The following is a 23,833-nucleotide window of genomic DNA, read 5'->3' as shown; positions in this document are numbered from 1 at the left end:
AGTCCCGAGCAGGAGGTTCCCGTGAGCACCGAGACACTGCCCGTCCGCATCCTCTACAAGGGTGCGTCGACCGTGATGTGGCAGTCGACGACCGACCGCCGACCCCCCGGTCTCCTGCCCTACCCCCGGGTCGTCGAGCAGGTGCTGCGCAGCCGCGGCCACGACGTGCACACGTCCGTCGACGCGATGTCCGCCGTGCGCACCACGAGCATCCTGCGCACCTGGGAGCAGCAGGCCACGAGCGTCGCGCCCGACGTGGTGGTGCTCCACTTCGGCCACATGGAGACCATCCACGCGCTCATCCCCCGCTGGCTCGAGCGGCACGCACGCAGCGCGCGCAACCTGCCGGGACCGGTGCGCGACCGCTACCGCCAGCACCTGGTGCGTCCGGTGTGGAAGGCACTCGCGGTGGGCCAGCAGCGGCTCGACCGGGCGCTGCCCGAGGTGCTCGCGCGTCGCCTCGCGCGGCGTCGGGCCGAGAAGGTCGTGGCCGTGCTTGAGCGCTACGTCTCCCACCTCTGGCGGCTGAGCAGCCCGCTGGTGGTCGTGGTGGGGCTGATGGAGCCGGGACGCTTCTACGCCGACTGGTTCCCGGGCACCGTGCGCCGCATGCCGGTGATGGACCAGGCCCTGCGGGCCATGGTCGCGCGCGCCGGCACGGCCTCGCTCGTCTACGTCGACCTGTGGGACGAGGCCACCGCGTGGGACGAGCGTGGCACCGACCCACGCCCCGACGGGGCGCACTACACCCCCGAGTTCCACCGGCTGGTCGGCGAGCGCGTGGCCGACGTCGTGGACGGGTGGGCGGCTACGCAGCCGCACCTGCGCGGCTGACGTCGCGGCGCCGCGCCGGCGACGTCAGGCGCAGCGCCACCGTCAGGGCGGTGACGCTGGCGACCGCCGTCACGAGCATCGCCACGCCGACCGCCTCGACCGCGTCGGCGCGGGCGGCGAGCACGATCGCGACCACGAGCACGGGGGTCAGGGCGAGCTCGATGCGCGACGCGACCGCCCCGCGGTCGCGTCCCTGCAGCACGGCCACGAGCACCCGGCGCAGGCCGAGGAGGCCGCTCGCCGCGACGAGCCAGTGCGCGACCGGCACCGCCGACTCGAAGGCCCGCCCGAACGCCAGCACGATGATCCAGTCGGCGCAGAGCACGAGCACGACGGTGAGGGCGCCGAGGACCGCCGTGGCACCGACGACCCACCGACGGACGAGTACACGCTCCCGCACCGGGTCGGCCTGGACGGCGGCGATGCGCGGCAGCAGCACGGCGGCGATCCCCGTGCCCATCATCCCGGGCAGCGACGCCAGCGCCGCCGCGGCCGAGTACAGCCCCAGGGCCACCGTGCCCATGATCGCCCCGACGAGCGTGCGGTCGAGCGCCAGGCCGTCGATCGGGCCGATGCTGCCCACGTAGGTGGCGCGCGTCAGGCGCCACAGGTCCGGACCGTCGAGCCGCTCGTCGGCGTCGACGGGGCGCGCCGCGAGCAGCCCCACGGACACGACCATCCCGACCGTGAAAGCCCCGATCATCACGCCGGACAGCACGAGCGGCGTGGTGCGGTCGACGACGACGAACATCACGGCCATCACGAGGGTCACGAGGGTCTGGGGCAGCAGGGTCGCGAGGGCGATGCGCGGCATCGGCGCGGCCTCGCCGAGCAGCCCCGCGAGGATGAGGCGGTAGCCCATGTTCAGCAGGGCGAGCGCGACGACCGCCGCGCCCAGCCACCACACGCCGGGGTCGCCGACCTCGCCGTGCAGCACCGCGAAGAGGACCCCGAACGGGAGCGCCACCGCGACCGCGAGCACGGTCCACGGCCGGACGAGGTGGCCGACGCCGCCCCGTGCGGTGAGCCCGCGGGCCGCGAGCCGCGCGGTGACCGCGTTCGGCAGGCTGCCGCCGAGCGTGAGCTGCGCGGCCATGGCCGACAGCGCCACCACCAGCGCCAGCTCGCCGCGCCCCTCGACGCCGAGCAGCCGCGCGGAGATGATCCCCGTGACGGTGAGCAGGCCCTGGACGACGAAGCCCCCGCCGACGACGAACAGGGCCGCGATGCGCTGCGTCACGGACGCTCCCCCAGCAGGGTGCGGCAGTACCGGTCGACGGCGGCCCAGGGGTCGGCCGTGCCCGTCCGCAGCACGACCTCGCCGGCGAGGACCGCCCGTATCGCCTCGGCGAGCGCGGGCACCGTCAGGTCGCACGCCAGGCCGCCTCCGAGCGCCTCCACCTCGCGCGCCCGCACGGTCGACCCGGCCGTCACGACCGCGACGCCGGCGGCCTCCGCCTTGCCCATGATGCCGCTGGGCCCGTTGTTCGTCAGCGGCACGGGGATGACGTCGACGGCGGCGACGAGCTGGTCCAGCGTGTCGTTGTCGAGGTAGGTGTCGCGGGCGACCACCCGCGCACGCCGCTCCGGCCCCAGGCCGTCGACCCAGGCCCGCACCTCCGGCGAGAACGCGCCGGCCACCACCAGCCGGGCGTCGATCCCGCCCGCCTCGAGCGCCTCCAGCACCATCGGGGCGTTGCGCCGCTCGGAGATGAGGCCGAACACGCCCACGAGCGCCTCGTCACGGGGCAGGTCGTGCCGCTCGCGCCAGCGGTCGCGGTCGCGGGCGTGCGCGGTGCAGAACTCCGGGTCGTTCACCCGCGTGACCACCCAGCCGCGCTGGGTGTCGCCGCGGCCCTTGTAGCCGACCACGCGCTGCAGGGCGCCCGTGAGCCGGCCGGCCACCACGAGCAGGCCCTTGGAGACGCGCAGCCGCCAGCCGGTGCGGTCGAGCAGCGGCACCCGCGCCGGGTAGCGCGTCAGCATGAACACCACCCGCGGACGCTCAGGCAGGCGGCGCAGCACCCGTGGCGCGGCGTACCACCAGCGCTTGAGGGCCTGGTCGCCGTCGAGGTGCACGACGGTGCGCACGGGGACCGCCTGCTCCGCACGGCAGCGCGCCTCGACCTCGCGGACCAGGTCGGCCGTGCTCGGGCTCGAGCCGTCGAAGACCTCCGCGACGGCGAGCCGACCGGCCGCCAGGTCGTCGCCCAGGTACTCGGCGTAGGCGGGATCCTCGGACGCGCCGCGGCGGGTCAGCAGCACGACCGGGCCCGCGGGAGCCAGGTGGCGGGTCAGCCACGACACCGACTGCAGGTGGTGCCCGTCGCTGCTCGGGTCGACCAGCAACGTCGTGGAGCGCTCACCCACCGTGCATCACTCCCGTCCCGCCCCGTTCGTGCCCAGCTCGTGCACCCGGCCGTCCGCCGGTCCGTCCACCCTGCCGTCCAGAGGGGAAACGACGACCGCCAGCCTAGGTCACGCGCCACGCGCGGAACCGTCCCCGAGCCGTTCCCGACCGCGGTACGGTTCCCCCGTGTCAGGGATCAGCCACGTGGTGATGCGCCAGCTGGCGCGCCGGGGACTCGTCGTGCGCCGCCACCCGGCGGCCCGGAGGCAGCGTCTGCTCGTCGACCGGGGTGTCGACCTCGTGCTCGACGTCGGAGCGGCGCGTGGCGGCTACGCCACCGAGCTGCGCGAGTTCGGGTACACCGGACGCATCGTGTCGTTCGAGCCCCTCGCGGCCGCGCACGCCGACCTGGTCCGCGCCGCCGCCGCGGACCCGCGCTGGGAGACCCGGCACACCGCGCTCGGCGACACGACCGGCCGCCAGGAGATCCACGTGGCCTCCAACAGCGACAGCAGCTCGCTGCTGCCCATGGCCGAGCAGCACCGCGCGTCCAGCCCCGACATCGGCTACGTCGGCACCGAGACGATCGAGGTCAGCCGCCTCGACGACGTCGCCACGGAGGTCCTCGCCGACGCCCGCACGCCGTTCCTCAAGATCGACACGCAGGGCTTCGAGCGGGCCGTCCTCGAGGGCGCCGAGGCCACCGTGCCGCGTCTCGCCGGCCTGCAGCTGGAGCTCTCGTTCGTCACCCTCTACGAGGGTGGGATGCTGGCGGACGAGGCCATCTCGTGGGCGTACGACCACGGCTTCGTGCTCGTCGGGCTCGACCAGGGCTTCACCGACCCGGGCGGCGCCGTCCTCCAGGCCGACGGCGTCTTCCTCAGGCCGTGACCCCGGCCGCGTCCCGTTCGTTGTGGCAGCTGACCAGCTCTTCCCCCAGCACTTCCTCTCCGAGAGGCGCGCAGTGAACCCTCGTCTGAAGGCCGCGATCCGACCCGCGGTCCTCGCGGCCAACACCCCGGTGGCCCGCCGCCGGGCCCTCAAGGAGCTCGCCTCCGCCCCGCGCCCCCTGCGCCTGGAGCTCGGCGGCAACGCCCCGCGCGAGGGCTGGGTGGTCACCAACGTCGGCCCGACCACGCGGCTCTACATGGACGCCACGGAGCGCTGGCCGCTCGGCGACGGGGAGGTCGAGGCCATCTACTCCGACAACGTCATCGAGCACATCCCGCTGCACCCGGCGCGGACGCTCTTCGCGGAGGCCTACCGCTGCCTGCAGCCCGGCGGCGTCATCCGCTTCGTCACGCCCGACCTGCGCGCCCACGTGGAGCGCTACCTGACCGGCCGCGCGCCGCAGGGCGACCCCGAGGCCAAGGTCTACGAGGACTGCGGGCTCGTCGTCGAGCACCCGGTCGACTGGGTGCAGATCCCGATCGCCTCCTTCGAGCACCACCTGGGCTACGTCTACGACTTCGAGACCCTCGCGGCCGAGCTGCGCCGGGCCGGCTTCGGCGAGGTGCACCGACGCGAGCTGAACGAGAGCCCGGTGCCGCACCTCGCGGGACTCGACCTCCGGGCCGCCGAGGGCGGCGCGCAGATGGCCGTCGAGGCGGTGCGCTGACGTCCATGCGCGTCGCGATCCTCGCCACCGGCTGGGCCGGGTTCAACGACGCGGCCTGCCGCGAGCTGGCCGGTCGCGGGGTCGAGCTGCTCGTCGTCACCGAGAGCGAGACGTCGGACACGGCGTACACGTCGCACCGCTTCCGCGAGTACGCCCAGGTCCACCTGTGGCACGGGGCTCCCGCCGACGGCGAGGTCCGTGACGTCGTGGCCGCGTTCGCCCCGGACGCGGTGCTGATGCACTCCTGGCACTACGGCCCCTACCGCGAGGCCGTGAAGGCGCTCCCCCCGGGGACGCTGCGGGTGCTCTGGATGGACAACGTGTGGCGCAACATCCCGAAGCAGTGGCTCGGCCGTGCCGTGGCACCGTGGTGGGTCCGCTCGCTGTTCGACTGCGTGATGGTGCCGAGTGACCGCACGGAGTTCTTCGCCCGCCGGCTCGGGTTCGGCGAGGGCGACGTCGTCCGCGGGTCGCTCAGCGCCGACACCACCGTCTTCGGCTCGCCGCCGCGCAGCGGCGAGGAGCTGGCCGGCCGGCGACGCTTCCTGGCCGCGCTGCGCCTCGTGCACCACAAGGGTGCCGACGTGCTCGCCGACGCCTACCGGCTCTACCGCAACCGCAGCGACGACCCGTGGGACCTCGACGTGGCCGGCATCGGCCCGCTCGCGGACGCCTTCGACGGCGTCCCCGGGGTGCGGATGCTGGGCTTCCAGCAGCCCGACGAGGTGGCGCAGCGGATGCGCGAGGCGTCGTGCCTCGTGGTCCCCTCCCGGGAGGAGCCCTACGGCGTCACGCTCCACGAGGGCGCGCTGAGCGGGCTGCCGATCCTCACCACCTACTTCGTCGGGGCCGCGCCGCCGTTCGTGCAGGACGGGCAGAACGGCTGGACGGTGCCCGGCGACGACGTCGAGTCGCTCACCGAGCGGATGCTGCAGGTCGCGGCGCTCGACCACGAGCGGCTCGGGCGCATGTCGGCGATCAGCGTCGGCCTCGGGTCGCGCACGAGCTCGGCCGGCTGGGCCGTGCACCTGCACGAGGAGCTCGTCCGCCGGCACCGCGCCCTCCGCCGCTGACGGACGCCCTCAGCTCGCTCCGAGCAGGTGGTCGAGGAGGTCCGCCCGCGCCTCGAGTGCCCGCTCGCGACGCGCGGTGAACCGGGCCCGCGCGTCGGCGCCGTCGGGCAGCCCCGTCCGCAGCAGGTCGAGCACGACGCCCGGCACGTCGCCGTCCAGGGGGACGACGAGCCCCGGCGCCGCCAGCTCGGACAGGCAGCCCACGTCCAGGACGACGGCCTCCACGCCGTGGCGCAGGGCGTCGAGCACGACCAGCGGCTCCGCCTCGTTCCGGTAGCGGCTGGGGAAGAGGAACAGGTCGACGTCGGCGTAGAACCGCTCCACCCCGGCCTGGTCGAGCGGACCGGTGACCACGAGGGCGTCGCCGAGCCGCTCCCGGGCGTCGGCGACGACCGCACGCGCCGCGTCGTCGACGCAGGGTCCGGCCAGCACGAGCGTGCAGGCGATCCCGCTCGCCTGCGCCCGCAGCGCGGTGTCGACCACCTCGCGCAGACCCTTGTCGAGCGTGAGGTTGCTCAGGTGTCCCAGCACGGGACGGTCCCGCTCGCGTGCGGGCGACGGCGGGCCGGCGGCCGCCAGCAGCGCGGCGTTGGAGCACACCACGACGTCGGTGGCGCCCGGGTAGGTGCGACGCAGCCGCTCGGCCATGACGTCGCCGAGGACGACGTGACGCACGCCGGGGCCGCCCCACCGCACGAGCCGCTCCATGGCCGGCTGCGGCTCGTCGAGGTAGCTCGAGTTGTGGTGGTGGAAGACGACGCGCAACCCGCGACGTCGGGCGATCGCGACCACGAGCGCCTGGTAGTGCAGCAGCTCGCCCCCCGCCCCGCCGACGTAGACCGACCCGCGCCGCGCGACGAGCAGCCGCAGCAGACCACGCAGCAGACGCCACGCCCGACGCGGCGCGCCCACCGCGTCGTTCGAGTCGTTCAGCTCCAGGCGTGCGCCACGCGAGCGCAGCTCCTCCGCCACGAGCGCGGTGACCCGCGCGGCACCGTGGACCGGCGGCGGCAGCGGGCCGTGCACGCGGACCGGGGCCCTCTTCACCATCTTTGCTCCGCTCTGGACGACTGCGCCGAGGATACGGCCCCGGACCGTCCGGAACGCCCGAGGCGCGGCGTGCGATGCCCTAGGGTGGGCACGCCCCGCCACCGGCACCCCCGTCGACGGAAGGAACCCCGTGCGCTCCACCGTCCTCGGCCTCCTCGTCGGACCGTTCCGGGCCTCCCTCGTGCGCACGCTGCGCGCGACGCTGCGCCATCGCACGCCCGTCGTCGTCGGAGGCCGCTTCCGGATCGTCGGCGCCTCGCGGCTCACCGTCCGGCGCGGCTCGCGCGTGTTCCTCGGCGCAGGCTTCTACGGCTTCCTGCACGGGCGCGAGCGGTCGGTGCTGCGCCTGCGCGGCCGCCTGACGTTCGAGGGCAACGCCGCGATCGCCGCGGGCAACCGCTGGGACGTCGGGCCCGACGCGGTCGTCACCGTCGGGCCACGCACCTACGTCTCCCCCGACTGCACGGTCGTCTCGACCCAGGGCATCAGCATCGGCGCGGACTGCGCCATCGGGTGGGGCGTGCAGATCGTCGACGACGACTTCCACCGCCACGGCAGCGGCGGCCACGTCCCTGACGGTCCGTCCAGCGCCCCCATCACGATCGGCGACCACGTGTGGATCGGCAGCCGCGCGATGGTCTTCAAGGGCGTGACGATCGCCGACGGGTGCATCGTCGCCGGAGGCGCCGTGGTCACGCGGTCGGTCGAGGAGCCACGGTCCATGGTCGCCGGGTCCCCGGCCCGGGTGGTGCGCTCGGACGTCGACTGGACCTGAGCCGGGAACCACCCGCGACCTCGCCCGTACACTTCGGGGAGTGGAGTTCCTGAACGGCCTGCAGCCGACGCACGACCTGACGTACAACGACGTGTTCATGGTGCCGCGGCACTCGGCCGTCACCTCGCGCTTCGACGTCGACCTCTCGACGAACGACGGCACGGGCACGACCGTCCCGCTCGTCGTGGCGAACATGACCGCCGTCTCCGGCCGCCGCATGGCCGAGACGATCGCCCGCCGCGGCGGCATCGCGATCATCCCGCAGGACATCCCGGCCGACGTCGTCGCCTCGACCGTCGCCCGCGTGAAGGCCGCCCACACGCTGTACGACACGCCGGTCACGGTCCCGCCGAGCACCACCGTCGGCGAGGCGCTGAGCCTGCTCCCCAAGCGCTCGCACGGCGCGGTCGTGGTGGTCGAGGACGGCAAGCCGCTCGGTGTCGTCACCGAGCGCGACGGTGCCGAGGTCGACCGGTTCGCGCAGGTGCACGAGATCATGTCCACCGACGTGCGCACGGTCGAGGCCGGGCTCGAGGCCCGCGAGTACTTCGACGTGCTCGCCGGGAACCACCTGTCGCTGGCCCCCGTGCTCGACGGCGGCGAGCTCGTCGGCGTCGTCACGCGCAAGGGTGCGCTGCGCTCCACCATCTACACGCCGGCCGTCGACCCGGACGGCCGTCTGGTCGTCGGCGCGGCCGTCGGCATCAACGGCGACGTGCGGGCCAAGACCGAGGCGCTGCTCGCGACGGGCGTGGACGTGCTCGTCGTCGACACGGCGCACGGCCACCAGCAGAAGATGCTCGACGCGCTGCCCGTCGTCCGCGGCGCGCGCGACGCGCACGAGGCCGCGACCGGACGACGCGTCCCCATCGCGGCGGGCAACGTCGTGTCCGCCGACGGCGTGCGCGACCTCGCGGTCGCGGGGGCCGACATCCTCAAGGTCGGCGTCGGCCCGGGCGCCATGTGCACCACCCGCATGATGACCGGTGTCGGACGCCCGCAGCTCTCGGCCGTGCTCGAGTGCGCGGCGGCCGCGAGCGAGGTCGGCGCCCACGTGTGGGCCGACGGCGGCGTGCGCTACCCGCGCGACGTCGCGCTCGCGCTGGCGGCCGGAGCGGCCAGCGTCATGATCGGCTCCTGGTTCGCGGGGACGCACGAGAGCCCGGGCGACCTGCGCCACGACGCTGACGGGCGGGCCTACAAGGAGTCCTTCGGCATGGCCAGCTCGCGCGCGGTCGCGAACCGCACCCGCGACGCCGCCGGCTTCGAGAAGGCGCGCATGGCGCTGTTCGAGGAGGGCATCTCGACGTCGCGGATGTACCTGGACCCCGAGCGCCCGGGCGTGGAGGACCTCGTCGACGGCATCACCGCCGGCGTGCGCTCGAGCTTCACCTACGCGGGGGCACGGAGCCTGGCCGAGTTCGCCGAGCGGGCGGTCGTGGGGCTGCAGAGCACCGCGGGCTACGACGAGGGACGTCCGCTGCACCGCTCCTGGTGACACCGCCGCCCTCGCGGGCGTGGGGGGGGTCAGCGCAGGATGATCGCGAGGCCGCGCTCGAACGAGGCGTCGAGGTCGGGGTCGGCCTCGACGATCCCGACGGCGGCGGCCTGCCGGTGCAGCTGCGTGGCCTGGGTGTGCCCGACCACGTAGAGCAGCAGCGTCCGGGCGACGTCGCGGTCGCTGTGGTCGGCCAGCGCGGTCTCGAGCGCGAACTGGCCGAGCCGGAACGCGGCCGTCGTCGCCACGACCTCCGCGCCGTCGCGCACCGCCAGCATGGCGGTGCGCAGCCGCTGCGACGTCGCCGCGAGGTCGGCGTCGACCTCGACCGGCGCGACGACCCGGTCGGCCATGAGCCCGAGCAGGGTCTGCTTGTCGGCCACGTGGTGGTAGAGCGCGCTGGGCTGCACGCCCAGCTCGCCGGCGACCCGGCGCATCGTGCAGTACTCCAGGCCGTAGGCGTCGAGGACCCGCAGCGCACCGGAGACGACGTCGTCCAGGCTGTTCGCCACGTGGTTGCCCCTCCCGCTCGGTCGGCCGGTGTGCCACACTACCGAACGGCGTTCACCTGAACGTCGTTCAGGAACGAAGGACCCACCCCCCATGAGCAGCACCACGACCGCCCGCCGACGCGGCCTCACCACCACCGACCTCGCCCTCGTCGCCGTCTTCGCCGCGCTCGTCGCGGTGTGCTCCGTCGTCGCAGCGCTGCCGTTCGGCGTCAACGGGGTGCCGGTCACGCTGCAGCTCTTCGGCGTCTTCCTCGCCGGTGCGGTGCTCGGACCGGTGCGCGGCTTCCTCGCGGTCGCCCTGTACCTCGCCGTCGGCGCGGTGGGGGTGCCCGTGTTCGCCGGACCGGTCGGCGGGCTCGCACCCTTCGCCGGACCGACGGCCGGCTACCTCGTCTCCTTCCCGCTCGTCGCCCTCGTGGTGGGCCTCGCGGTCCAGCGCGCCCGCGCGGCGGGACTCGCCGTGACGACGGCCGTCGTCCTGGTGGGCGGGCTCGTGGGCGAGGTCGTCTGCTGGCTCGTCGGTGCCCTCGGCATCGCCCTCTACAGCGACACGCCCTACCTGCCGACCGTCAAGGCCACCGCCGTCTACGTCCCGGCCGACCTGGTCAAGCTCGCGCTCGCCGCCGTCGTCGCCGCGGCGGTGCACCGCGCCTTCCCGCAGCTGCTGGCCCGTCGCTGAGCGACCCCGCCCCCGGGTGGGCGAGACTGGCGCCATGGCGACCATCGAGCTCGACGACGTCACCGTCACCGCTCCGACGGCGGACGGCGAGGTCGTGCTCCTGCGCGACGTCACGGCGTATCTGGCGGAGCGTCGGGTCGCGGTGGTGGGCGCCAACGGCTCGGGCAAGTCGACGCTCGCTCGGCTGGTCAACGGCCTGGTCGGCGCGGCGTCGGGGTCGGTCCGCGTCGACGGCCTCGACGTCGCGACCGACGGACCCGCGGTGCGCCGCCGGGTCGGGTTCGTGTTCACCCAGCCGGCCGCCCAGCTCGTCATGCCCACCGTGCTGGAGGACGTCGCGCTCTCGCTGCGGCGGCACGTGAAGGACAAGCGGGAGCGGGAGACGCGGGCGCGGGCGGTGCTGGCCGACATCGGGCTCGCCGACCGCGCCGACACCTCCGTGCACGCGCTCTCCGGCGGCCAGCAGCAGCTGCTCGCCATCGCAGGCGTGCTCGCCTGCGAGCCCACGGTCGTGGTCGCCGACGAGCCGACCACGCTGCTCGACCTGCGCAACGCCCGCGCGGTGCAGGAGCGTCTGCTGTCGATGGAGCAGCAGCTGCTGCTCGTCACGCACGACCTCGACCTGGCGCGGCGCTGCGACCGGGCGCTGGTCGTCGAGGACGGCCGCGTGACCTGCGACGACGACCCCGAGCGTGCGGTCGCGCACTACGTCGAGAGCACACTCTCGTGAGGCGCCTGGCGTGAGGACGCTCCCGCTCGGCCTGCAGGTCCCCGGGGACACCGTCTGGCACCGCCTGCCGACGGGTCGCAAGCTGCTGGGCCTCGTGCTGCTCGGTGTCGGGGTCGTCGCCCTGCAGGGCCCGTGGCTCCCCCCGCTGGCCCTCGCGGCAGCCCTGGCCGTCGCCCTGCACGCTGGCGTCCCCGCGCGCAGCCTGGCGCTCGGCGTCCGGCCCCTGCTCGTCCTGCTGGCGGTCGTGGCGGCGCTGCAGACGTGGCAGGGGGGCTGGCCCGTCGCCGTGGAGGTCGTGGCCACCACCCTCACCTTGGTCGTGCTCGCCACGACGTTCACCGCGACCACGCCCACCGACGACCTGCTCGACGCCGTCGTCCGAGCCGCTCGCGTGCTGCGTCCCCTCGGCGTCGACCCCGAGCGCGTCGCGCTGACCTTCTCCCTCGCGATCTCCTCGATCCCCGTCGTCGCGACGCTGTTCACGCAGACGCGCGAGGCGGCCAAGGCCCGCGGCCTCGAGCGCAGCCCGCGGGCCACCCTGACCCCCTTCGCCGTGCGCACGGTCGCGCACGCGCACGCCGTCGGCGACGCCCTCGCCGCCCGCGGCCTCGGCGACCCCGACTAACCGTCCCCCTCCCCTCCCCCTCCCTTCCCCGCGTTGTGTGGACCTGGTGACGAGAACCAGCGAGGAAACCGTCGCCACGTCCACAGAACGCGGGAAGGGAGGGGCGGGGCCTACACTCCCCCGCATGGACGAGCCCCCCACCGTGCTGCGCACCCTCGTCGTCGACGACGAGCAGCCGGTGCTCGACGAGCTCGTCTACCTCCTCGAGCGGGACCCACGGGTCGGTGCGGTGCACACCGCACGCTCGGGCGCCGAGGCGCTGCGTCGCCTGGAGGGCGGGACAGTCGACCTCCTCTTCCTCGACATCGCCATGCCGGGACTCTCGGGCATCGACATCGCCCGGGTCGTCGGGCAGTTCCGCGCCCCGCCCCGCGTCGTCTTCGTCACCGCCCACGAGGGCCACGCGCTCGAGGCGTTCGAGCTCGGCGCCCTCGACTACCTCCTCAAGCCGATCCGCGAGGAGCGGCTGCGCGAGAGCATCCGGCGGGCCGTCGACCAGGGCGACCCCACGCCCGACGCCGACGAGACGATCGCGGTCGAGCTCGGTGGCGTCACCCGCTTCGTCCGGCGCTCGACGGTGACCCACGTCGAGGCCCAGGGCGACTACGTCCGGCTGCACACCGCGGACGGCACGGGCCACCTGGTCCGGACGCCCCTGACGGGCCTGGTCTCCGACTGGGAGGACGTCGGCTTCGTGCGCATCCACCGCAGCAGCGCCGTGAACCTGGCGCACGTGCGCGAGGTGCGCATGCAGGCGGGCCGCTGCAGCGTCGTCGTGCCGCACGGCGACGGCGTCGTCGAGCTGCAGGTCTCGCGCCGCCACACGCCCACCCTGCGCGACCTGATCCACGAGCGGGGCCGGTGACGTGCCCGATCGTCCCGGCGAGCCAGGCGGTCGCGTCCGGGTCACGAGCCCGCTGACGTCCGCGGCCGCGCCCCACGGCCGACGCAGCGCCCGTCAGGAGATCGACGAGGAGACCGGGGTCGGCGACGTCTACGTCCGCTCGCTGGTGTCCACCCAGCTGCGGTCGGCGCTGGCCGTCGTCGCCGCCCTCGCGCTCGGCCTCGGGAGCCTGCCGCTCGTCTTCGCCCTCGTGCCCGACGTCGCCGACGCCCGCCTCGGACCGGTCCCGCTGCCGTGGCTGCTGCTCGGCTTCGTGGTCTACCCGACGCTCCTCGCGCTCGGCTGGGTGTACGTCCGGCGCTCCGAGCGCGCGGAGGCCGACTTCACGGACCTGGTCGACCCCGGGTCGGTCGAGGACGTGCCCCGGTGAGCACGACGCACGCAGCCGTGGCCGTCGCGCTGGTCTCGCTCGCCACGCTCGGCATCGGCGCCTTCGGCCTCCGGGTCAGCCGCACCACCAGCGACTTCTACGTCGCGTCGCGGTCGGTGTCACCGTCGCTCAACAGCTCGGCGATCGGCGGGGAGTACCTCTCGGCCGCGTCGTTCCTGGGGGTCGCCGGGCTCGTGCTGACCTCGGGTCCGGACGTGCTCTGGTACCCGATCGGGTGGACGGCCGGCTACCTGCTGCTGCTCGTGCTCGTCGCGGCACCCCTGCGTCGCTCGGGGGCGTACACGATCCCCGACTTCGCCCAGGTACGGCTCCAGTCGGTCGCGGTGCGCCGGGCAGCCACGCTGCTCGTCGTCGGTGTCGGCTGGCTCTACCTCATGCCGCAGTTCCAGGGCGCGGGACTGACGCTGCGGACGGTCTCGGGCAGCCCCGGCTGGGTCGGCATGGTGCTCGTAGCCGGGATCGTCGTCGTGAACGTGGTGGCCGGCGGCATGCGCAGCATCACGTTCGTGCAGGCGTTCCAGTACTGGCTGAAGCTCACCGCGCTGCTCGTGCCCGCCGTGTTCCTGCTGCGTGCGTGGGCGCTCGACGGTGCACCGTCGCCGGTGGCGCCCGACGCCTGGTTCGCCCCCTGGAGCACGAACGACGCACAGGGCCTCTACACGACCTACTCCGTCCTCGTGGCCACCTTCCTCGGCACGATGGGCCTCCCGCACGTCGTCGTGCGGTTCTACACCAACCCCGACGGCCACGCCGCGCGCCGCACGACGCTCATCGTGCTGGCCCTCATCGGCGGGTTCTACCTCCTGCCGACGGTCTACGGCGTGCTCGGCCGGGTGTACGCGTCCGACCTCGTCGCGGCGGGTCGCGCCGACACGGTGGTGCTCGAGCTGCCGGCCCGCGTCCTGGGCGGCGGCCTCGGCGACGTGCTCTCCGCCCTCGTCACCGCCGGTGCGTTCGCGGCCTTCCTCTCGACGTCGTCCGGGCTCACCATGGCGATCGCGGGCGTCGTCGGGCAGAGCCTCGCCTCCGGCCCGCTCGCCGGACGCCTGTCCCCCATCTCCTCGCTGCGGCTCGCGGCCGCCGGCTGCGTCCTCGTCCCGCTGGGCCTGGCGCTCGCCGCCGAGCCGATCCCCGTGGCCACCTCCGTGACCTTCGCGTTCGCCCTCGCGGCGTCGACGTTCTGCCCGCTCCTCGTGCTGGGCATCTGGTGGCGCGGCCTCACGGCCCCCGGCGCGCTGGCCGGCATGGCCGGCGGCGGGCTCGCCGCGCTGCTCGCCACGGTGGTCGCCCTCTCCGACCGTCCCGGCGGCTGGACCGGCACCCTGGTCGGTCAGCCGGCCCTGTGGACCGTGCCGCTCGGCTTCGGCCTCATGGTGGGGGTGTCGCTCCTGACGCGTTCGCGCGTCCCGACCACGGTGGCGCGGACGATGGTGCGTCTGCACACGCCGGAACGGGTCGACGTCCAGCGTTGAGCGTGCCGCTCGTCGCGCCGCACCGACCGTTCGTCGAGGGCGACGCACCGCAGGGCGCACCCGACACCGCCTCGGGCGCACGAGGCGCGCTGTGACCTGGCGCACAGTTCGCCGGCTCTCCTAGCGTCCTGCGGTGGGACGCGCGTCACACCCGGTGCGCGACGGTCCCGAGAAGCGAGGTGTCCCCCGTGGCCGAGAAGCTCACGCCCGAGGTCCATGCGGCCTACGAGCGCATCCACGACTCCGAGGAGTTCACGCAGCTCCGCAGCAACTACCTGAGGTTCGTCGTCCCGATGACGGTCGGCTTCATGCTCTGGTACCTCCTGTACGTCGTGTGCTCCAACTGGGCACCCGGCCTGATGGGGACCCAGGTCTTCGGGACGATCAACGTGGCGCTCCTGTTCGGGCTGCTGCAGTTCGTCACGACGTTCGGCATCGCCTGGGTCTACGCGCGCTACTCCGCGCGGGCCATGGACCCGATCGCCGCCGGACTCCTCGAGGACTTCGAGCGGGAGGTCGGGCGGTGAACCGGTCCGACGCGCTCCTTGCGGCCTCCGACTCCGGCAACCACCAGGCGCTCACCGGCACGCTGTTCGTGCTCGTGGTGCTCCTGACCGTCGGCATCACCTTCTGGGCGAGCCGCAACACCAAGACGGCCGCCGACTACTACGCTGGCGGCCGCTCGTTCAGCGGCTTCCAGAACGGCTTCGCCATCGGTGGCGACTACATGTCGGCGGCGTCGTTCCTCGGCATCTCCGGCGCCATCGCGCTGTCGGGCTACGACGGCTTCCTCTACTCGATCGGCTTCCTCGTCGCCTGGCTGGTGGCGCTGCTGCTCATCGCCGAGCTGCTGCGCAACTCCGGCCGGTTCACCATGGCCGACCAGCTCGCCTACCGCATGCGCCAGACGCCGGTGCGCACCGCCGCGGCGACGTCGACCATCGTGGTCTCGATCTTCTACCTGCTGGCGCAGATGGTCGGCGCGGGCGCCCTCGTGGCCCTGCTGCTCGGCGTCGACTCCGCCGCGGCGAAGAACCTGACGATCGCGGGCGTCGGCGTGCTGATGATCGTGTACGTCGTCTTCGGCGGCATGAAGGGCACCACGTGGGTGCAGATCGTCAAGGCCGTGCTGCTGATGTTCGGCACGATCCTCATCTCGGCGCTCGTGCTGGCGAAGTTCGACTTCAACCTCTCCGACCTGCTCGGGACCGCCGCCGACAACAGCGGCCAGGGCAGCGCCTTCCTCGAGCCCGGCCTCAAGTACGGCGTGAGCCTCACGAGCAAGATCGACTTCGTCTCGCTCGGCATCGCGCTCGTGCTCGGCACCGCCGGCCTGCCGCACATCCTCGTGCGGTTCTACACCGTCCCGACCGCCAAGCAGGCCCGCGTCTCCGTGCTGTGGGCCATCGGCATCATCGGCACGTTCTACCTGCTGACGCTCATCCTCGGCTTCGGCGCCGCGGCGCTCGTCACGGGCGACGCGAAGGAGCGCGTGGTCGAGTCGGGCGGCAACCTGGCCTCGCCGCTGCTGGCGGAGGCCGTGGGCGGCGGGTCCGGCACCACCGGGGGCGCGATCCTGCTCGCGCTGATCTCCGCCGTGGCGTTCGCGACGATCCTCGCCGTGGTCGCCGGTCTCACGCTCACGTCGGCCTCCTCGGTGGCGCACGACCTGTACGCCAGCGTGATCAAGAAGGGCGACGTCACGGGCGAGCAGGAGGTCAAGGTGGCCCGCATCGCGGCGTTCGTCATCGGCGGTGTCGCCATCGCCCTCGCCATCCCGGGGCAGAGCCTCAACGTCGCGTTCCTCGTGGCGCTCGCGTTCGCCGTGGCGGCGTCGGCCAACCTGCCCGCGCTGCTCTACAACCTGTTCTGGAATCGCTTCAACACCCGCGGCGCGACGTGGAGCATCTACGGCGGTCTCGTGTCGGCGGTCGGCCTGGTGGTCTTCAGCCCCGTCGTCTCGGGCTCGGAGACCGCCCTGCTGACGGACGTCGACTTCGCGTGGTTCCCGCTGCAGAACCCGGGCATCGTGTCGATCCCCTTCGGCTTCCTCATGGGCTGGCTGGGCACCGTCACGTCGAAGGAGACCGAGAGCGAGGCTCGCTTCGCCGAGCTGCAGGTCCGGTCGCTGACCGGGGCCGGCGCCGAGAAGTGAGCCGCCGACCCTGAGGAGCGCGCCGACGGTGGCACCGGGACGCCCCGCGCGTCCCGGTGCCCGCCGGCGTCCGACGCCGAGCGCCTGGCGTCCGGCGTCCGGCGTCTGGCGCCTGGCGCCTGGCGCCTGGCGCCTGGCGGGACCAACCTCCCCGCAACCCCAGTTGAACGACCCTGTGACGTGCGCAACGATGCAGAGGTATCCCCCACCCGAGGAGAACTAGTGAGCGAGCACGGCATCAGCAACCTGTCCCGCGAGGACCGCGTCTTCGAGCCGCCGGCCGACCTGGCCGCGCAGGCCAACGTCACCGCCGACGTCTACGACCGTGCCGCGCAGGACCGGCTCGGCTTCTGGGCCGACGCCGCACGCCGCCTGACGTGGGGCACCGACTTCGACGAGGTGCTCGACTGGAGCAACCCGCCGTTCGCGCAATGGTTCGTCGGCGGGAGGCTCAACGTCGCCTACAACTGCGTCGACCGGCACGTCGAGGCCGGCCACGGCGACAAGGTCGCGATCCACTTCGTCGGCGAGCCCGGCGACACGCGCGACCTCAACTACGCCGAGCTGAAGGACGAGGTGTCCAAGGCGGCGAACGCGATCGAGGAGCTCGGCGTCGAGGCCGGCGACCGGATCGCGATCTACATGCCGATGATCCCCGAGGCCGTCATCGCCATGCTCGCGTCGGCACGTGTCGGCGCCGTGCACACCGTCGTCTTCGGCGGCTTCTCCTCCGACGCGCTCGCCAGCCGCGTCGAGGACTGCGAGGCCAAGCTCGTCATCACCGCCGACGGCGGCTACCGCCGCGGGAAGCCGTCGTCGCTCAAGCCGGCCGTCGACGAGGCGCTCGCCAAGCTCGGCGACGCCTCCCCCGTCGAGAACGTGCTCGTGGTGCGCCGCACCGGCGAGGACGTGCCCTGGAACGGCGACGTCGACATCTGGTGGCACGACCTGGTCGACGAGTCGTCCCCCGACCACCGGTTCACCGAGTTCGACAGCGAGCACCCGCTGTTCGTCATGTACACCTCGGGCACCACCGGCAAGCCCAAGGGCATCCTGCACACGTCCGGCGGCTACCTGACCCAGGCCGCGTACACGTTCTGGGCCACGTTCGACCACAAGCCCGACGACGTCTACTGGTGCACGGCCGACGTCGGCTGGATCACCGGCCACTCCTACATCACCTACGGGCCGACGGCGAACGGCGCCACGCAGGTGCTCTACGAGGGCACCCCCGACACCCCGCACAAGGGTCGCTGGTGGGAGATCATCGCCGAGGCGAAGGTCTCGCTGTTCTACACGGCGCCGACGGCGATCCGCACGTGCATGAAGTGGGGCGAGCAGATCCCCGCCGAGCACGACCTGTCCAGCCTGCGCGTGCTGGGCACGGTGGGCGAGTCGATCAACCCGGAGGCGTACGTCTGGTACCGCGAGAACATCGGCGGCGGCAGCGCCCCCATCGTCGACACCTGGTGGCAGACCGAGACGGGCGCCCACATGATCACGCCGCTGCCCGGCGTCACCGCCGCCAAGCCCGGCTCGGCCATGACCGCCTTCCCGGGCGTGACCGCCGAGGTCGTGGACGACGCCGGAGTGCCCGTCGGCAACGGCGAGGGCGGCTACCTCGTCATCACCGAGCCGTGGCCGTCGATGCTGCGCACGATCCTGGGCGACGACGACCGCTACGTCGAGACGTACTGGTCGCGGTTCAAGGCCCAGGGCTACTACTTCGCCGGCGACGGCGCGAAGAAGGACGACGACGGCGCCATCTGGCTGCTCGGGCGCGTCGACGACGTCATGAACGTCTCCGGCCACCGCCTCTCGACCACGGAGATCGAGTCCGCGCTCGTGTCGCACCCCAAGGTCGCCGAGGCCGCCGTCGTCGGTGCGGCCGACGAGACCACCGGCCAGGCCGTGTGCGCGTTCGTCATCCTGCGCGAGTCGGCCGGGACGGGCGGCGAGGACGTCGTGGCGGAGCTGCGCAACCACGTCGGCAAGGAGATCGGCCCGATCGCCAAGCCTCGGCAGGTCATGGTCGTGCCGGAGCTGCCGAAGACGCGGTCGGGCAAGATCATGCGCCGCCTGCTGCGCGACGTGGCCGAGAACCGCGAGGTCGGCGACGCCACGACGCTGGCCGACTCCTCCGTCATGGACCTCATCACCGCCGGGCTGAGCGGCGCGAAGGCCGACGACGACTGAGGCGCCCCTCCCGACGCCCCGCGACCCCCGGGTCGCGGGGCGTCGTGCGTCCAGGGCGTCGTGCGTAGCGGGCGTCGGCCGGGGGGTGTCCCTCAGGTGTCCTCGGACCGACAGGTGACGGCCAGGTTCCGTTCAGCGTCCTCTCACCCGGCCCGGACACGCTGGAGGCATGGACACCACCACCCGTCTCGACCTCGTGTTCTCCGCCTCCGTCATCGCCGGCGCCTCCGTGGCCGGCGTGCTGCTGCGTCTGCTCGGCGCCTGAGCGTCACCGGCCCCGGTGGCCGCGCGCACCACCCGCTCCCGCTTGTAGGCTCGGCCTCATGAGCGACCGTCAGCGAGCGAACCGCGAGCCCGTGCGACCGATGCTGCCCGAGCAGGACGAGCCGACCGTCGGCCGGCTCGTCGCCGACGCCAGCCGCGACATCTCCGCCCTCGTCCAGGCCGAGGTCGCCCTGGCCAAGAGCGAGCTCGTGGTGAGCGCGAAGGCCGGCGGTGTCGGCGCCGCCCTGTTCGTCGTCGCCGGCTTCCTCGGCCTGCTCGTCCTGATCTTCGTCTCGATCGCGTTCGCGTACTTCCTCACCATGACGGGCCTGCACCCCGCGTGGTGCTTCCTCATCGTCGCCGGCGTCTACGTGCTGCTGGCAGTCCTGCTCGTGCTCGTCGGCGTGCGGCTCATCAAGAAGATCCGCGCCCCGCAGAAGACCATCGACACGGCCAAGAAGATCCCCGGCGCCCTCAAGGGCCAGCACGCCGCTCCGCGCCGCTGACCGCTGATCCCCTCACGTCGGGGACGGGACCGGTCGCGAGGCACGGGGAACTCAGGGACACCCGGAAAGCTCTCCGTGCCTGCGTGAGATTTCCACGCTCGGTGCAGATTCCCAGGTCGACCTGGGAATCTCCCGACGGAGGTCAGGCGGTGCGGCGCCCGACGAGCGCGACGACCACGCCCAGCACGACGAGCACGGCGCCGCCGAGCGCCGTCCACACCAGCCAGCCGTCGAACGACGTGACGCCGACGTCGGCGAGGGCGCGCAGCAGCGCCGTCTGGAGCCCGTCGGCGGTGGAGGCGTCGACCGTCCGCTCACGGGCCAGGCGGGCGAGCCCGGCGTCGACGCCGGCCGCCGTGACGGCGCCGACGCCCAGCCACAGCAGCGCCACGCCGCGACGACGGGCCACGAGCAGCGCGACGAGCGCCCCGACCGCCGCGACGACCGCGGCGACCAGCGCGACCCCCGGGGTCCGGTCGACCATGCGCAGCGCCTGCGCGTCGGGTCCGTCGGGCAGCTCGACCACGAGCTGGTCCGGGGCGTCGACGAGCCCGTCGGTGCGCTCGGCCGCGAGCTGCGCCAGCGGCGCGAGGTCGAGGGGGACGGGCACGCGACCCGAGCCCGCGGCGGGGTCGTCGAGCAGCGCGGCGTGCGTGCGCCGCAGCGTCTCCGCCCACGCGCCGGACAGCTGCGGGTCGTCGAACACGCGCTCGGTGGCCCGCTCGAGCAGCCGGCGTCCGGTCTCGGCCAGCTGCGGGGGCAGCCCCGCCTCGCGCTCGAGCCGGGTGGTCAGCAGGCTCGACGCCGCATCCTGCACCGCAGCGTCGGTGACCACGTCGCGCGACAGCGCGACGAAGCCGTCCTCGTCGGCGACGGAGGCCGCGACCCAGGCGGCCGGCAGCGCCACCGCGAGCGCGACGACCGCCACCAGACCGGCGACCGCTGCCAGGAACCCGCGCATCACGCGCACCGCCCGGTGTCGACCTGCTGCGTGGCCGACCGGCCGGCGCGCGCGTCGTCCTGCGCCTGTTCCGCGGTGACCGCGTAGCCGGTGGAGCTGTCGGAGATCGACGCCGCGAAGATGACGCCCAGCACCGTGCCGTCGGTCGAGACCAGCGGGCCGCCGGAGTTGCCGGAACGGACGAGGCTGCGCACGGAGAACGCCTCGCGCAGCACCTGACCCCGGTCGTAGATGTCGGGGCTGCGCAGCGTGAGCTGGGAGCGGATGCGCGCCGCCCGAGCGTCGAACGGCCCGTTCTCGGGGTAGCCGAGCACGGCCGCCTCCTGGCCCGCCGTCCCCCGGGTGTCGAAGCTCAGGGCCGGCACGCCGAGGTCGTCGGTGGCGATGACCGCGAGGTCGAGCTCGGGGTCGAACACCACGACCCGACCGTCGAGGCGACGCTCGCCCTCGACCGTGACCACGGGCTGGTCGACCCCGGCGACGACGTGCGCGTTGGTCATGACCCGGCCGGGCGCGTAGACGAAGCCCGACCCCTCGATCCCCCGCCCGCACTCGGCGGAGCCGACGATCTTCACGACGCTGCGCGAGGCCTGCTGCACGCCCGGCTGCGACAGGGTGGCCGCGTCGGGCGGGCCGACGGCGGTGATCTTCTCGTCGGCGAACGGGTCGATGTAGCGCGGGAAGAGGTTGGCGTCGAGCGTGCGGCTGAAGGCCCGCAGCGTGTCGGTGGCGGTCGACGGCATGACGTCGTTGACCTTCGCGAGCACGGTCGAGTCGCGGGCGGCCTTCGCCAGCCACGGGATCGACGTGCCGCTGACCGCGTAGCCCAGCGCCCACGACGCGATGAGCACGCCCACGACGCTCAGGGCGGCCCCGCCGACGGCGTCGACCGTGCGCAGCGGTCCGGCGGTGAGCCCACCGCGCAGGTCGGTGCCGATGTAGGTGCCGATGGCCTGCCCGATGGCGGCCGCGCCGATGACCAGACCGAGCGCCAGCAGCGACGTCGTGAGGGTGCCGTTCTGCCGGTCGAGCAGGTGCGGCACGACCCAGATGGCGCCGAGACCGCCCAGGACGAGACCGGCCGTCGCGACGAGGTTGACCACGAAGCCCTGCAGGTAGCCGGAGACGGCGTACGCCACCACGACGACGGCGATGACGAGGTCGAGCGAGCTCACGGGCGCTCCTGGGGTGGGGTGGGGAGCGGGTGGACGACCGACTCGTCCCAGGGCTGGGCCCAGCCGAGCCGCTCGAACAGACGGGAGATGATGCCGGCCGTGAAGCCCCACAGCGGCATCTCGGTGCCGATCTCGAAGGCCGGACCGCGCCACCCGGACGGGTGCTCGACGCTGAACCGCCGCTCGGGGTCGACCAGCAGGTGCAGCGGGTGGTGCAGCACGCGACCCACCTCGGCCGTCGATACGGCCGCCAGCTGACGGGGGCTGCGCCAGTAGCCGAGGACCGGGGTGACCGCGAAGTTGCTCGGCGGCAGCCAAAGGGTCGGCAGGGTGCCGAAGACCGTCACCTCGGCCGGGTCGAGCCCGACCTCCTCGAAGGCCTCCCGCAGGGCCGTGGCCGCCGCGTCGGCGTCGCCGGGGTCGCACGCGCCGCCCGGGAAGGAGATCTGGCCGGCGTGGTTGCGCAGCGTCGGCGCGCGCTCGGTGAGCAGCAGCTCGGGCCCGTCAGGCCCGTCGGCGAAGCAGATGAGGACGGCCGCCGGGCGGGCGTCGGCCGGCGGGTGCGGGAAGCGCGGCGCGAGCTGCTCGGCCTGCACGGTGCCGGCGAGCTCGGCGAGCGGCCGCAGCCAGGACGGCAGGCCGTCGGCCACCCCACCGGGGGCCGGGGAGCCGGCGGAGGACTCGGGACTCACGGCTGCACCTCCAGGTGTCGACGGACGGCACCGGTCAGGTCGGCGTAGGAGGTGTACGGCACCCGCTCGGTGGCGACCATCCTCCCCTGGGCGTCGACGAAGACCGTCTGCGGCAGGCCGAGCACGCGGAACGCGCTCCGCGTGCGGAACGTCGGGTCGGACAGCTGCGGGTAGGTGACGCCCGAGCGCCGGGCGAGCGCGACCGCGGCGTCGGGGTCGGCGTCGCGCACGTCGAGGCCGACGACCGTCAGCCGGTCGCCGGTGTCACGGTCGAGTCGGGCGAGCAGCGGCAGCTCCTCGCGGCACGGCTTGCAGTTGCTCGCCCAGAAGTTGACGACCGCGGGCCCGCGCAGCCGGGAGAGGTCGACGCTGCCGTCGCCGCCGAGGCAGGGCAGCTCGAGCGAGGGCAGTGCACCGTCGCCGTCGGCGGCTGCGTCGGCGAGCGGGAGGTCGCTGCACGGTCGCACGCCCGCGTCCTGCACGGCGCGGCGGACCGACGCCGACTGCGGGTCGCCGCCGTCGAGCGAGCCGCCGCCGAACGTCGGCTTGCCGCTGCCCGTGTCGACGTCGGAGCAGCCGGCCGCGAGCAGCGCGAGCACGGCGACGGCGGCGGCGAGGCGCCTCACGCGCGCCCCTGGGTGGTGACGAGCCGGGCGGCCTCGACCGGGTCGGTGGGTCCCGTGCCGTAGGCCGGGCACCAGTGCGCGACCGGGCAGGCACCGCACGCGGGCTTGCGCGCGTGGCAGCGTCGACGGCCGTGCCAGATGAGCCGGTGGCTCAGCATCGTCCAGTCGCGACGCGGGAAGAGCGCACCGACCGCGTGCTCGGTCTTGACCGGGTCCTTCGCGACGTCGGCCTCGATCCACTCGAACCGACGCACGAGCCGGGCGAAGTGCGTGTCGACGGTCAGGCCCGGGACGTCGAAGGCGTTGCCCAGGACCACGTTCGCCGTCTTGCGGCCGACGCCCGGCAGCGTGACGAGGTCGCGCAGCCGGGCCGGGACCTCCCCGTCGAACCGCTCGACGAGCGCGGCGGACAGACCGAGCACGCTGTCGGTCTTCGCGCGGTAGAAGCCGGTGGACCGGATGATCTCCTCGACGGCCGTGCGGTCGGCCGCCGCGAGCGCCTCGGCGTCGGGGTAGGCGGCGAACAGGACGGGGGTGACGGCGTTGACCCGTCGGTCGGTGGTCTGGGCGGAGAGTACGGTGGCCACGAGCAGCTCGAAGGGAGTGCGGAAGTCGAGCTCGCAGCCGGCCTCCGGATAGGTCTCGGCGAGCACCCGGTGGATCTTGCGCGCCCGGCGCACGAGACTCGTCGGCGGCTTCACGGGAGCCTCGGGGGCGGCAGGTGGCACGCCGTCAGAGTACGTGGCG

Annotated in this window: 25 protein-coding genes; 16 read left to right on the top strand and 9 right to left on the bottom strand. The window is 73.8% G+C overall.

Annotation, left to right across the window (positions count from 1 at the left end; genetic code table 11):
- Positions 1–21: 21 nt before the first annotated feature.
- Positions 22–834: an SGNH/GDSL hydrolase family protein gene (locus tag AC3WRM_RS13750; RefSeq protein WP_492248428.1), complete on the top strand. Its 813-nt coding sequence runs from the start codon at positions 22–24 to the stop codon at positions 832–834.
- Here the strand turns inward: AC3WRM_RS13750 and AC3WRM_RS13745 are convergent.
- Together AC3WRM_RS13745 and AC3WRM_RS13740 are read right to left on the bottom strand one after the other, a co-directional pair.
- Positions 809–2,074 (bottom strand): lipopolysaccharide biosynthesis protein, encoded by a 1,266-nt coding sequence (locus tag AC3WRM_RS13745; RefSeq protein ID WP_492248427.1) that lies wholly within the window; start codon positions 2,072–2,074, stop codon positions 809–811. The two genes, AC3WRM_RS13750 and AC3WRM_RS13745, sit on opposite strands and share 26 nt — an antisense overlap.
- Entirely contained in the window at positions 2,071–3,204 is a 1,134-nt protein-coding gene (locus tag AC3WRM_RS13740; protein ID WP_492248426.1) for a glycosyltransferase family protein, read from the bottom strand. Before AC3WRM_RS13740 ends, AC3WRM_RS13745 begins: the two co-directional genes overlap by 4 nt.
- Positions 3,205–3,370: 166 nt before the next feature.
- On the opposite strand from AC3WRM_RS13740, the gene AC3WRM_RS13735 reads away from it, so the two are divergent.
- The 3 genes from AC3WRM_RS13735 to AC3WRM_RS13725 all read left to right on the top strand — a co-directional run bounded on the left by AC3WRM_RS13735 (position 3,371) and on the right by AC3WRM_RS13725 (position 5,875).
- Positions 3,371–4,075, top strand: coding sequence for an FkbM family methyltransferase (locus AC3WRM_RS13735; protein ID WP_492248425.1), 705 nt, complete (start codon positions 3,371–3,373; stop codon positions 4,073–4,075).
- 73 nt (positions 4,076–4,148) lie between these two features.
- Positions 4,149–4,802: a class I SAM-dependent methyltransferase gene (locus tag AC3WRM_RS13730; protein ID WP_492248424.1), complete on the top strand. Its 654-nt coding sequence runs from the start codon at positions 4,149–4,151 to the stop codon at positions 4,800–4,802.
- A gap of 5 nt (positions 4,803–4,807) precedes the next feature.
- Positions 4,808–5,875: a glycosyltransferase family 4 protein gene (locus AC3WRM_RS13725; protein WP_492248423.1), complete on the top strand. Its 1,068-nt coding sequence runs from the start codon at positions 4,808–4,810 to the stop codon at positions 5,873–5,875.
- 9 nt (positions 5,876–5,884) lie between these two features.
- On the opposite strand, the gene AC3WRM_RS13720 is transcribed toward AC3WRM_RS13725, so the two are convergent.
- On the bottom strand, positions 5,885–6,925 hold the full coding sequence (locus AC3WRM_RS13720; protein WP_492248422.1) for a glycosyltransferase family 4 protein: 1,041 nt from the start codon (positions 6,923–6,925) through the stop codon (positions 5,885–5,887).
- 130 nt (positions 6,926–7,055) lie between these two features.
- Between AC3WRM_RS13720 and AC3WRM_RS13715 the strand changes: the two genes are divergently transcribed.
- Together AC3WRM_RS13715 and AC3WRM_RS13710 are read left to right on the top strand one after the other, a co-directional pair.
- The gene (locus AC3WRM_RS13715; RefSeq protein ID WP_492248421.1) at positions 7,056–7,700 is read left to right on the top strand and encodes an acyltransferase; all 645 of its coding nucleotides are present in this window, start codon (positions 7,056–7,058) and stop codon (positions 7,698–7,700) included.
- A gap of 40 nt (positions 7,701–7,740) precedes the next feature.
- Positions 7,741–9,198 (top strand): GuaB1 family IMP dehydrogenase-related protein, encoded by a 1,458-nt coding sequence (locus AC3WRM_RS13710; RefSeq protein WP_492248420.1) that lies wholly within the window; start codon positions 7,741–7,743, stop codon positions 9,196–9,198.
- Positions 9,199–9,227: 29 nt separating this feature from the next.
- Here the strand turns inward: AC3WRM_RS13710 and AC3WRM_RS13705 are convergent, their stop codons facing one another.
- Positions 9,228–9,710 carry a TetR family transcriptional regulator gene (locus tag AC3WRM_RS13705; RefSeq protein WP_067860036.1) on the bottom strand — a complete coding sequence of 161 codons (483 nt, stop codon included), beginning with the start codon at positions 9,708–9,710 and terminating at the stop codon, positions 9,228–9,230.
- A gap of 91 nt (positions 9,711–9,801) precedes the next feature.
- Between AC3WRM_RS13705 and AC3WRM_RS13700 the strand changes: the two genes are divergently transcribed.
- The 10 genes from AC3WRM_RS13700 (at position 9,802) to AC3WRM_RS13655 (ending at position 19,632) form a co-directional block, all read left to right on the top strand.
- Positions 9,802–10,389: a biotin transporter BioY gene (locus tag AC3WRM_RS13700; protein ID WP_492248419.1), complete on the top strand. Its 588-nt coding sequence runs from the start codon at positions 9,802–9,804 to the stop codon at positions 10,387–10,389.
- Between the two features lie 34 nt (positions 10,390–10,423).
- The gene (locus tag AC3WRM_RS13695) at positions 10,424–11,119 is read left to right on the top strand and encodes an energy-coupling factor ABC transporter ATP-binding protein (protein ID WP_492248418.1); all 696 of its coding nucleotides are present in this window, start codon (positions 10,424–10,426) and stop codon (positions 11,117–11,119) included.
- Positions 11,120–11,129: 10 nt separating this feature from the next.
- A complete protein-coding gene (locus tag AC3WRM_RS13690) occupies positions 11,130–11,744 on the top strand; it encodes a CbiQ family ECF transporter T component (RefSeq protein WP_492248417.1) in 615 nt (204 codons plus the stop codon).
- 124 nt (positions 11,745–11,868) lie between these two features.
- Positions 11,869–12,609: a LytR/AlgR family response regulator transcription factor gene (locus AC3WRM_RS13685; RefSeq protein ID WP_492248416.1), complete on the top strand. Its 741-nt coding sequence runs from the start codon at positions 11,869–11,871 to the stop codon at positions 12,607–12,609.
- 1 nt (position 12,610) lies between these two features.
- Entirely contained in the window at positions 12,611–13,018 is a 408-nt protein-coding gene (locus tag AC3WRM_RS13680; protein WP_492248415.1) for a DUF485 domain-containing protein, read from the top strand.
- Positions 13,015–14,511 (top strand): sodium/solute symporter, encoded by a 1,497-nt coding sequence (locus AC3WRM_RS13675; protein WP_492248414.1) that lies wholly within the window; start codon positions 13,015–13,017, stop codon positions 14,509–14,511. The genes AC3WRM_RS13680 and AC3WRM_RS13675 overlap by 4 nt, the downstream gene beginning before the upstream one ends.
- A 188-nt stretch (positions 14,512–14,699) precedes the next feature.
- A complete protein-coding gene (locus tag AC3WRM_RS13670) occupies positions 14,700–15,038 on the top strand; it encodes a DUF485 domain-containing protein (RefSeq protein WP_492248413.1) in 339 nt (112 codons plus the stop codon).
- Positions 15,035–16,666, top strand: a complete 1,632-nt coding sequence (locus tag AC3WRM_RS13665) for a monocarboxylic acid transporter (protein WP_492248412.1) — start codon at positions 15,035–15,037, stop codon at positions 16,664–16,666. The genes AC3WRM_RS13670 and AC3WRM_RS13665 overlap by 4 nt, the downstream gene beginning before the upstream one ends.
- Before the next feature lie 222 nt (positions 16,667–16,888).
- Positions 16,889–18,862, top strand: coding sequence for an acetate--CoA ligase (gene acs / locus AC3WRM_RS13660; protein ID WP_492248411.1), 1,974 nt, complete (start codon positions 16,889–16,891; stop codon positions 18,860–18,862).
- A gap of 323 nt (positions 18,863–19,185) precedes the next feature.
- Positions 19,186–19,632 carry a phage holin family protein gene (locus AC3WRM_RS13655; RefSeq protein WP_492248410.1) on the top strand — a complete coding sequence of 149 codons (447 nt, stop codon included), beginning with the start codon at positions 19,186–19,188 and terminating at the stop codon, positions 19,630–19,632.
- Positions 19,633–19,774: 142 nt separating this feature from the next.
- Here the strand turns inward: AC3WRM_RS13655 and AC3WRM_RS13650 are convergent, their stop codons facing one another.
- The 5 genes from AC3WRM_RS13650 to nth are packed head-to-tail and all read right to left on the bottom strand — an operon-like array spanning position 19,775 to position 23,814.
- A complete protein-coding gene (locus tag AC3WRM_RS13650; protein WP_492248409.1) occupies positions 19,775–20,602 on the bottom strand; it encodes a hypothetical protein in 828 nt (275 codons plus the stop codon).
- Entirely contained in the window at positions 20,593–21,768 is a 1,176-nt protein-coding gene (locus tag AC3WRM_RS13645; RefSeq protein WP_492248408.1) for a MarP family serine protease, read from the bottom strand. Before AC3WRM_RS13645 ends, AC3WRM_RS13650 begins: the two co-directional genes overlap by 10 nt.
- Complete coding sequence (locus AC3WRM_RS13640; RefSeq protein WP_492248407.1) at positions 21,765–22,460, bottom strand: NUDIX hydrolase; 696 nt, start codon at positions 22,458–22,460, stop codon at positions 21,765–21,767. Before AC3WRM_RS13640 ends, AC3WRM_RS13645 begins: the two co-directional genes overlap by 4 nt.
- On the bottom strand, positions 22,457–23,086 hold the full coding sequence (locus AC3WRM_RS13635) for a TlpA family protein disulfide reductase (protein ID WP_492248406.1): 630 nt from the start codon (positions 23,084–23,086) through the stop codon (positions 22,457–22,459). The genes AC3WRM_RS13640 and AC3WRM_RS13635 overlap by 4 nt, the downstream gene beginning before the upstream one ends.
- Positions 23,083–23,814: an endonuclease III gene (gene nth, locus AC3WRM_RS13630; protein ID WP_492248405.1), complete on the bottom strand. Its 732-nt coding sequence runs from the start codon at positions 23,812–23,814 to the stop codon at positions 23,083–23,085. The genes AC3WRM_RS13635 and nth overlap by 4 nt, the downstream gene beginning before the upstream one ends.
- Positions 23,815–23,833: the final 19 nt, after the last annotated feature.

The sequence above is a fragment of the Aeromicrobium sp. EU05-FHT14F07 genome (assembly GCF_058790455.1).
This window is presented reverse-complemented; position numbering and strand designations above follow the sequence as displayed.

Excerpts from the sequence above, each read along its gene's own strand:
- AC3WRM_RS13725 (WP_492248423.1), top strand. The coding sequence starts at position 4,808 with ATGCGCGTCGCGATCCTCGCCACCGGCTGGGCCGGGTTCAACGACGCG.
- AC3WRM_RS13720 (WP_492248422.1), bottom strand. The coding sequence starts at position 6,925 with ATGGTGAAGAGGGCCCCGGTCCGCGTGCACGGCCCGCTGCCGCCGCCG.
- AC3WRM_RS13700 (WP_492248419.1), top strand. The coding sequence starts at position 9,802 with ATGAGCAGCACCACGACCGCCCGCCGACGCGGCCTCACCACCACCGAC.
- AC3WRM_RS13695 (WP_492248418.1), top strand. The coding sequence starts at position 10,424 with ATGGCGACCATCGAGCTCGACGACGTCACCGTCACCGCTCCGACGGCG.
- AC3WRM_RS13685 (WP_492248416.1), top strand. The coding sequence starts at position 11,869 with ATGGACGAGCCCCCCACCGTGCTGCGCACCCTCGTCGTCGACGACGAG.
- AC3WRM_RS13655 (WP_492248410.1), top strand. The coding sequence starts at position 19,186 with ATGAGCGACCGTCAGCGAGCGAACCGCGAGCCCGTGCGACCGATGCTG.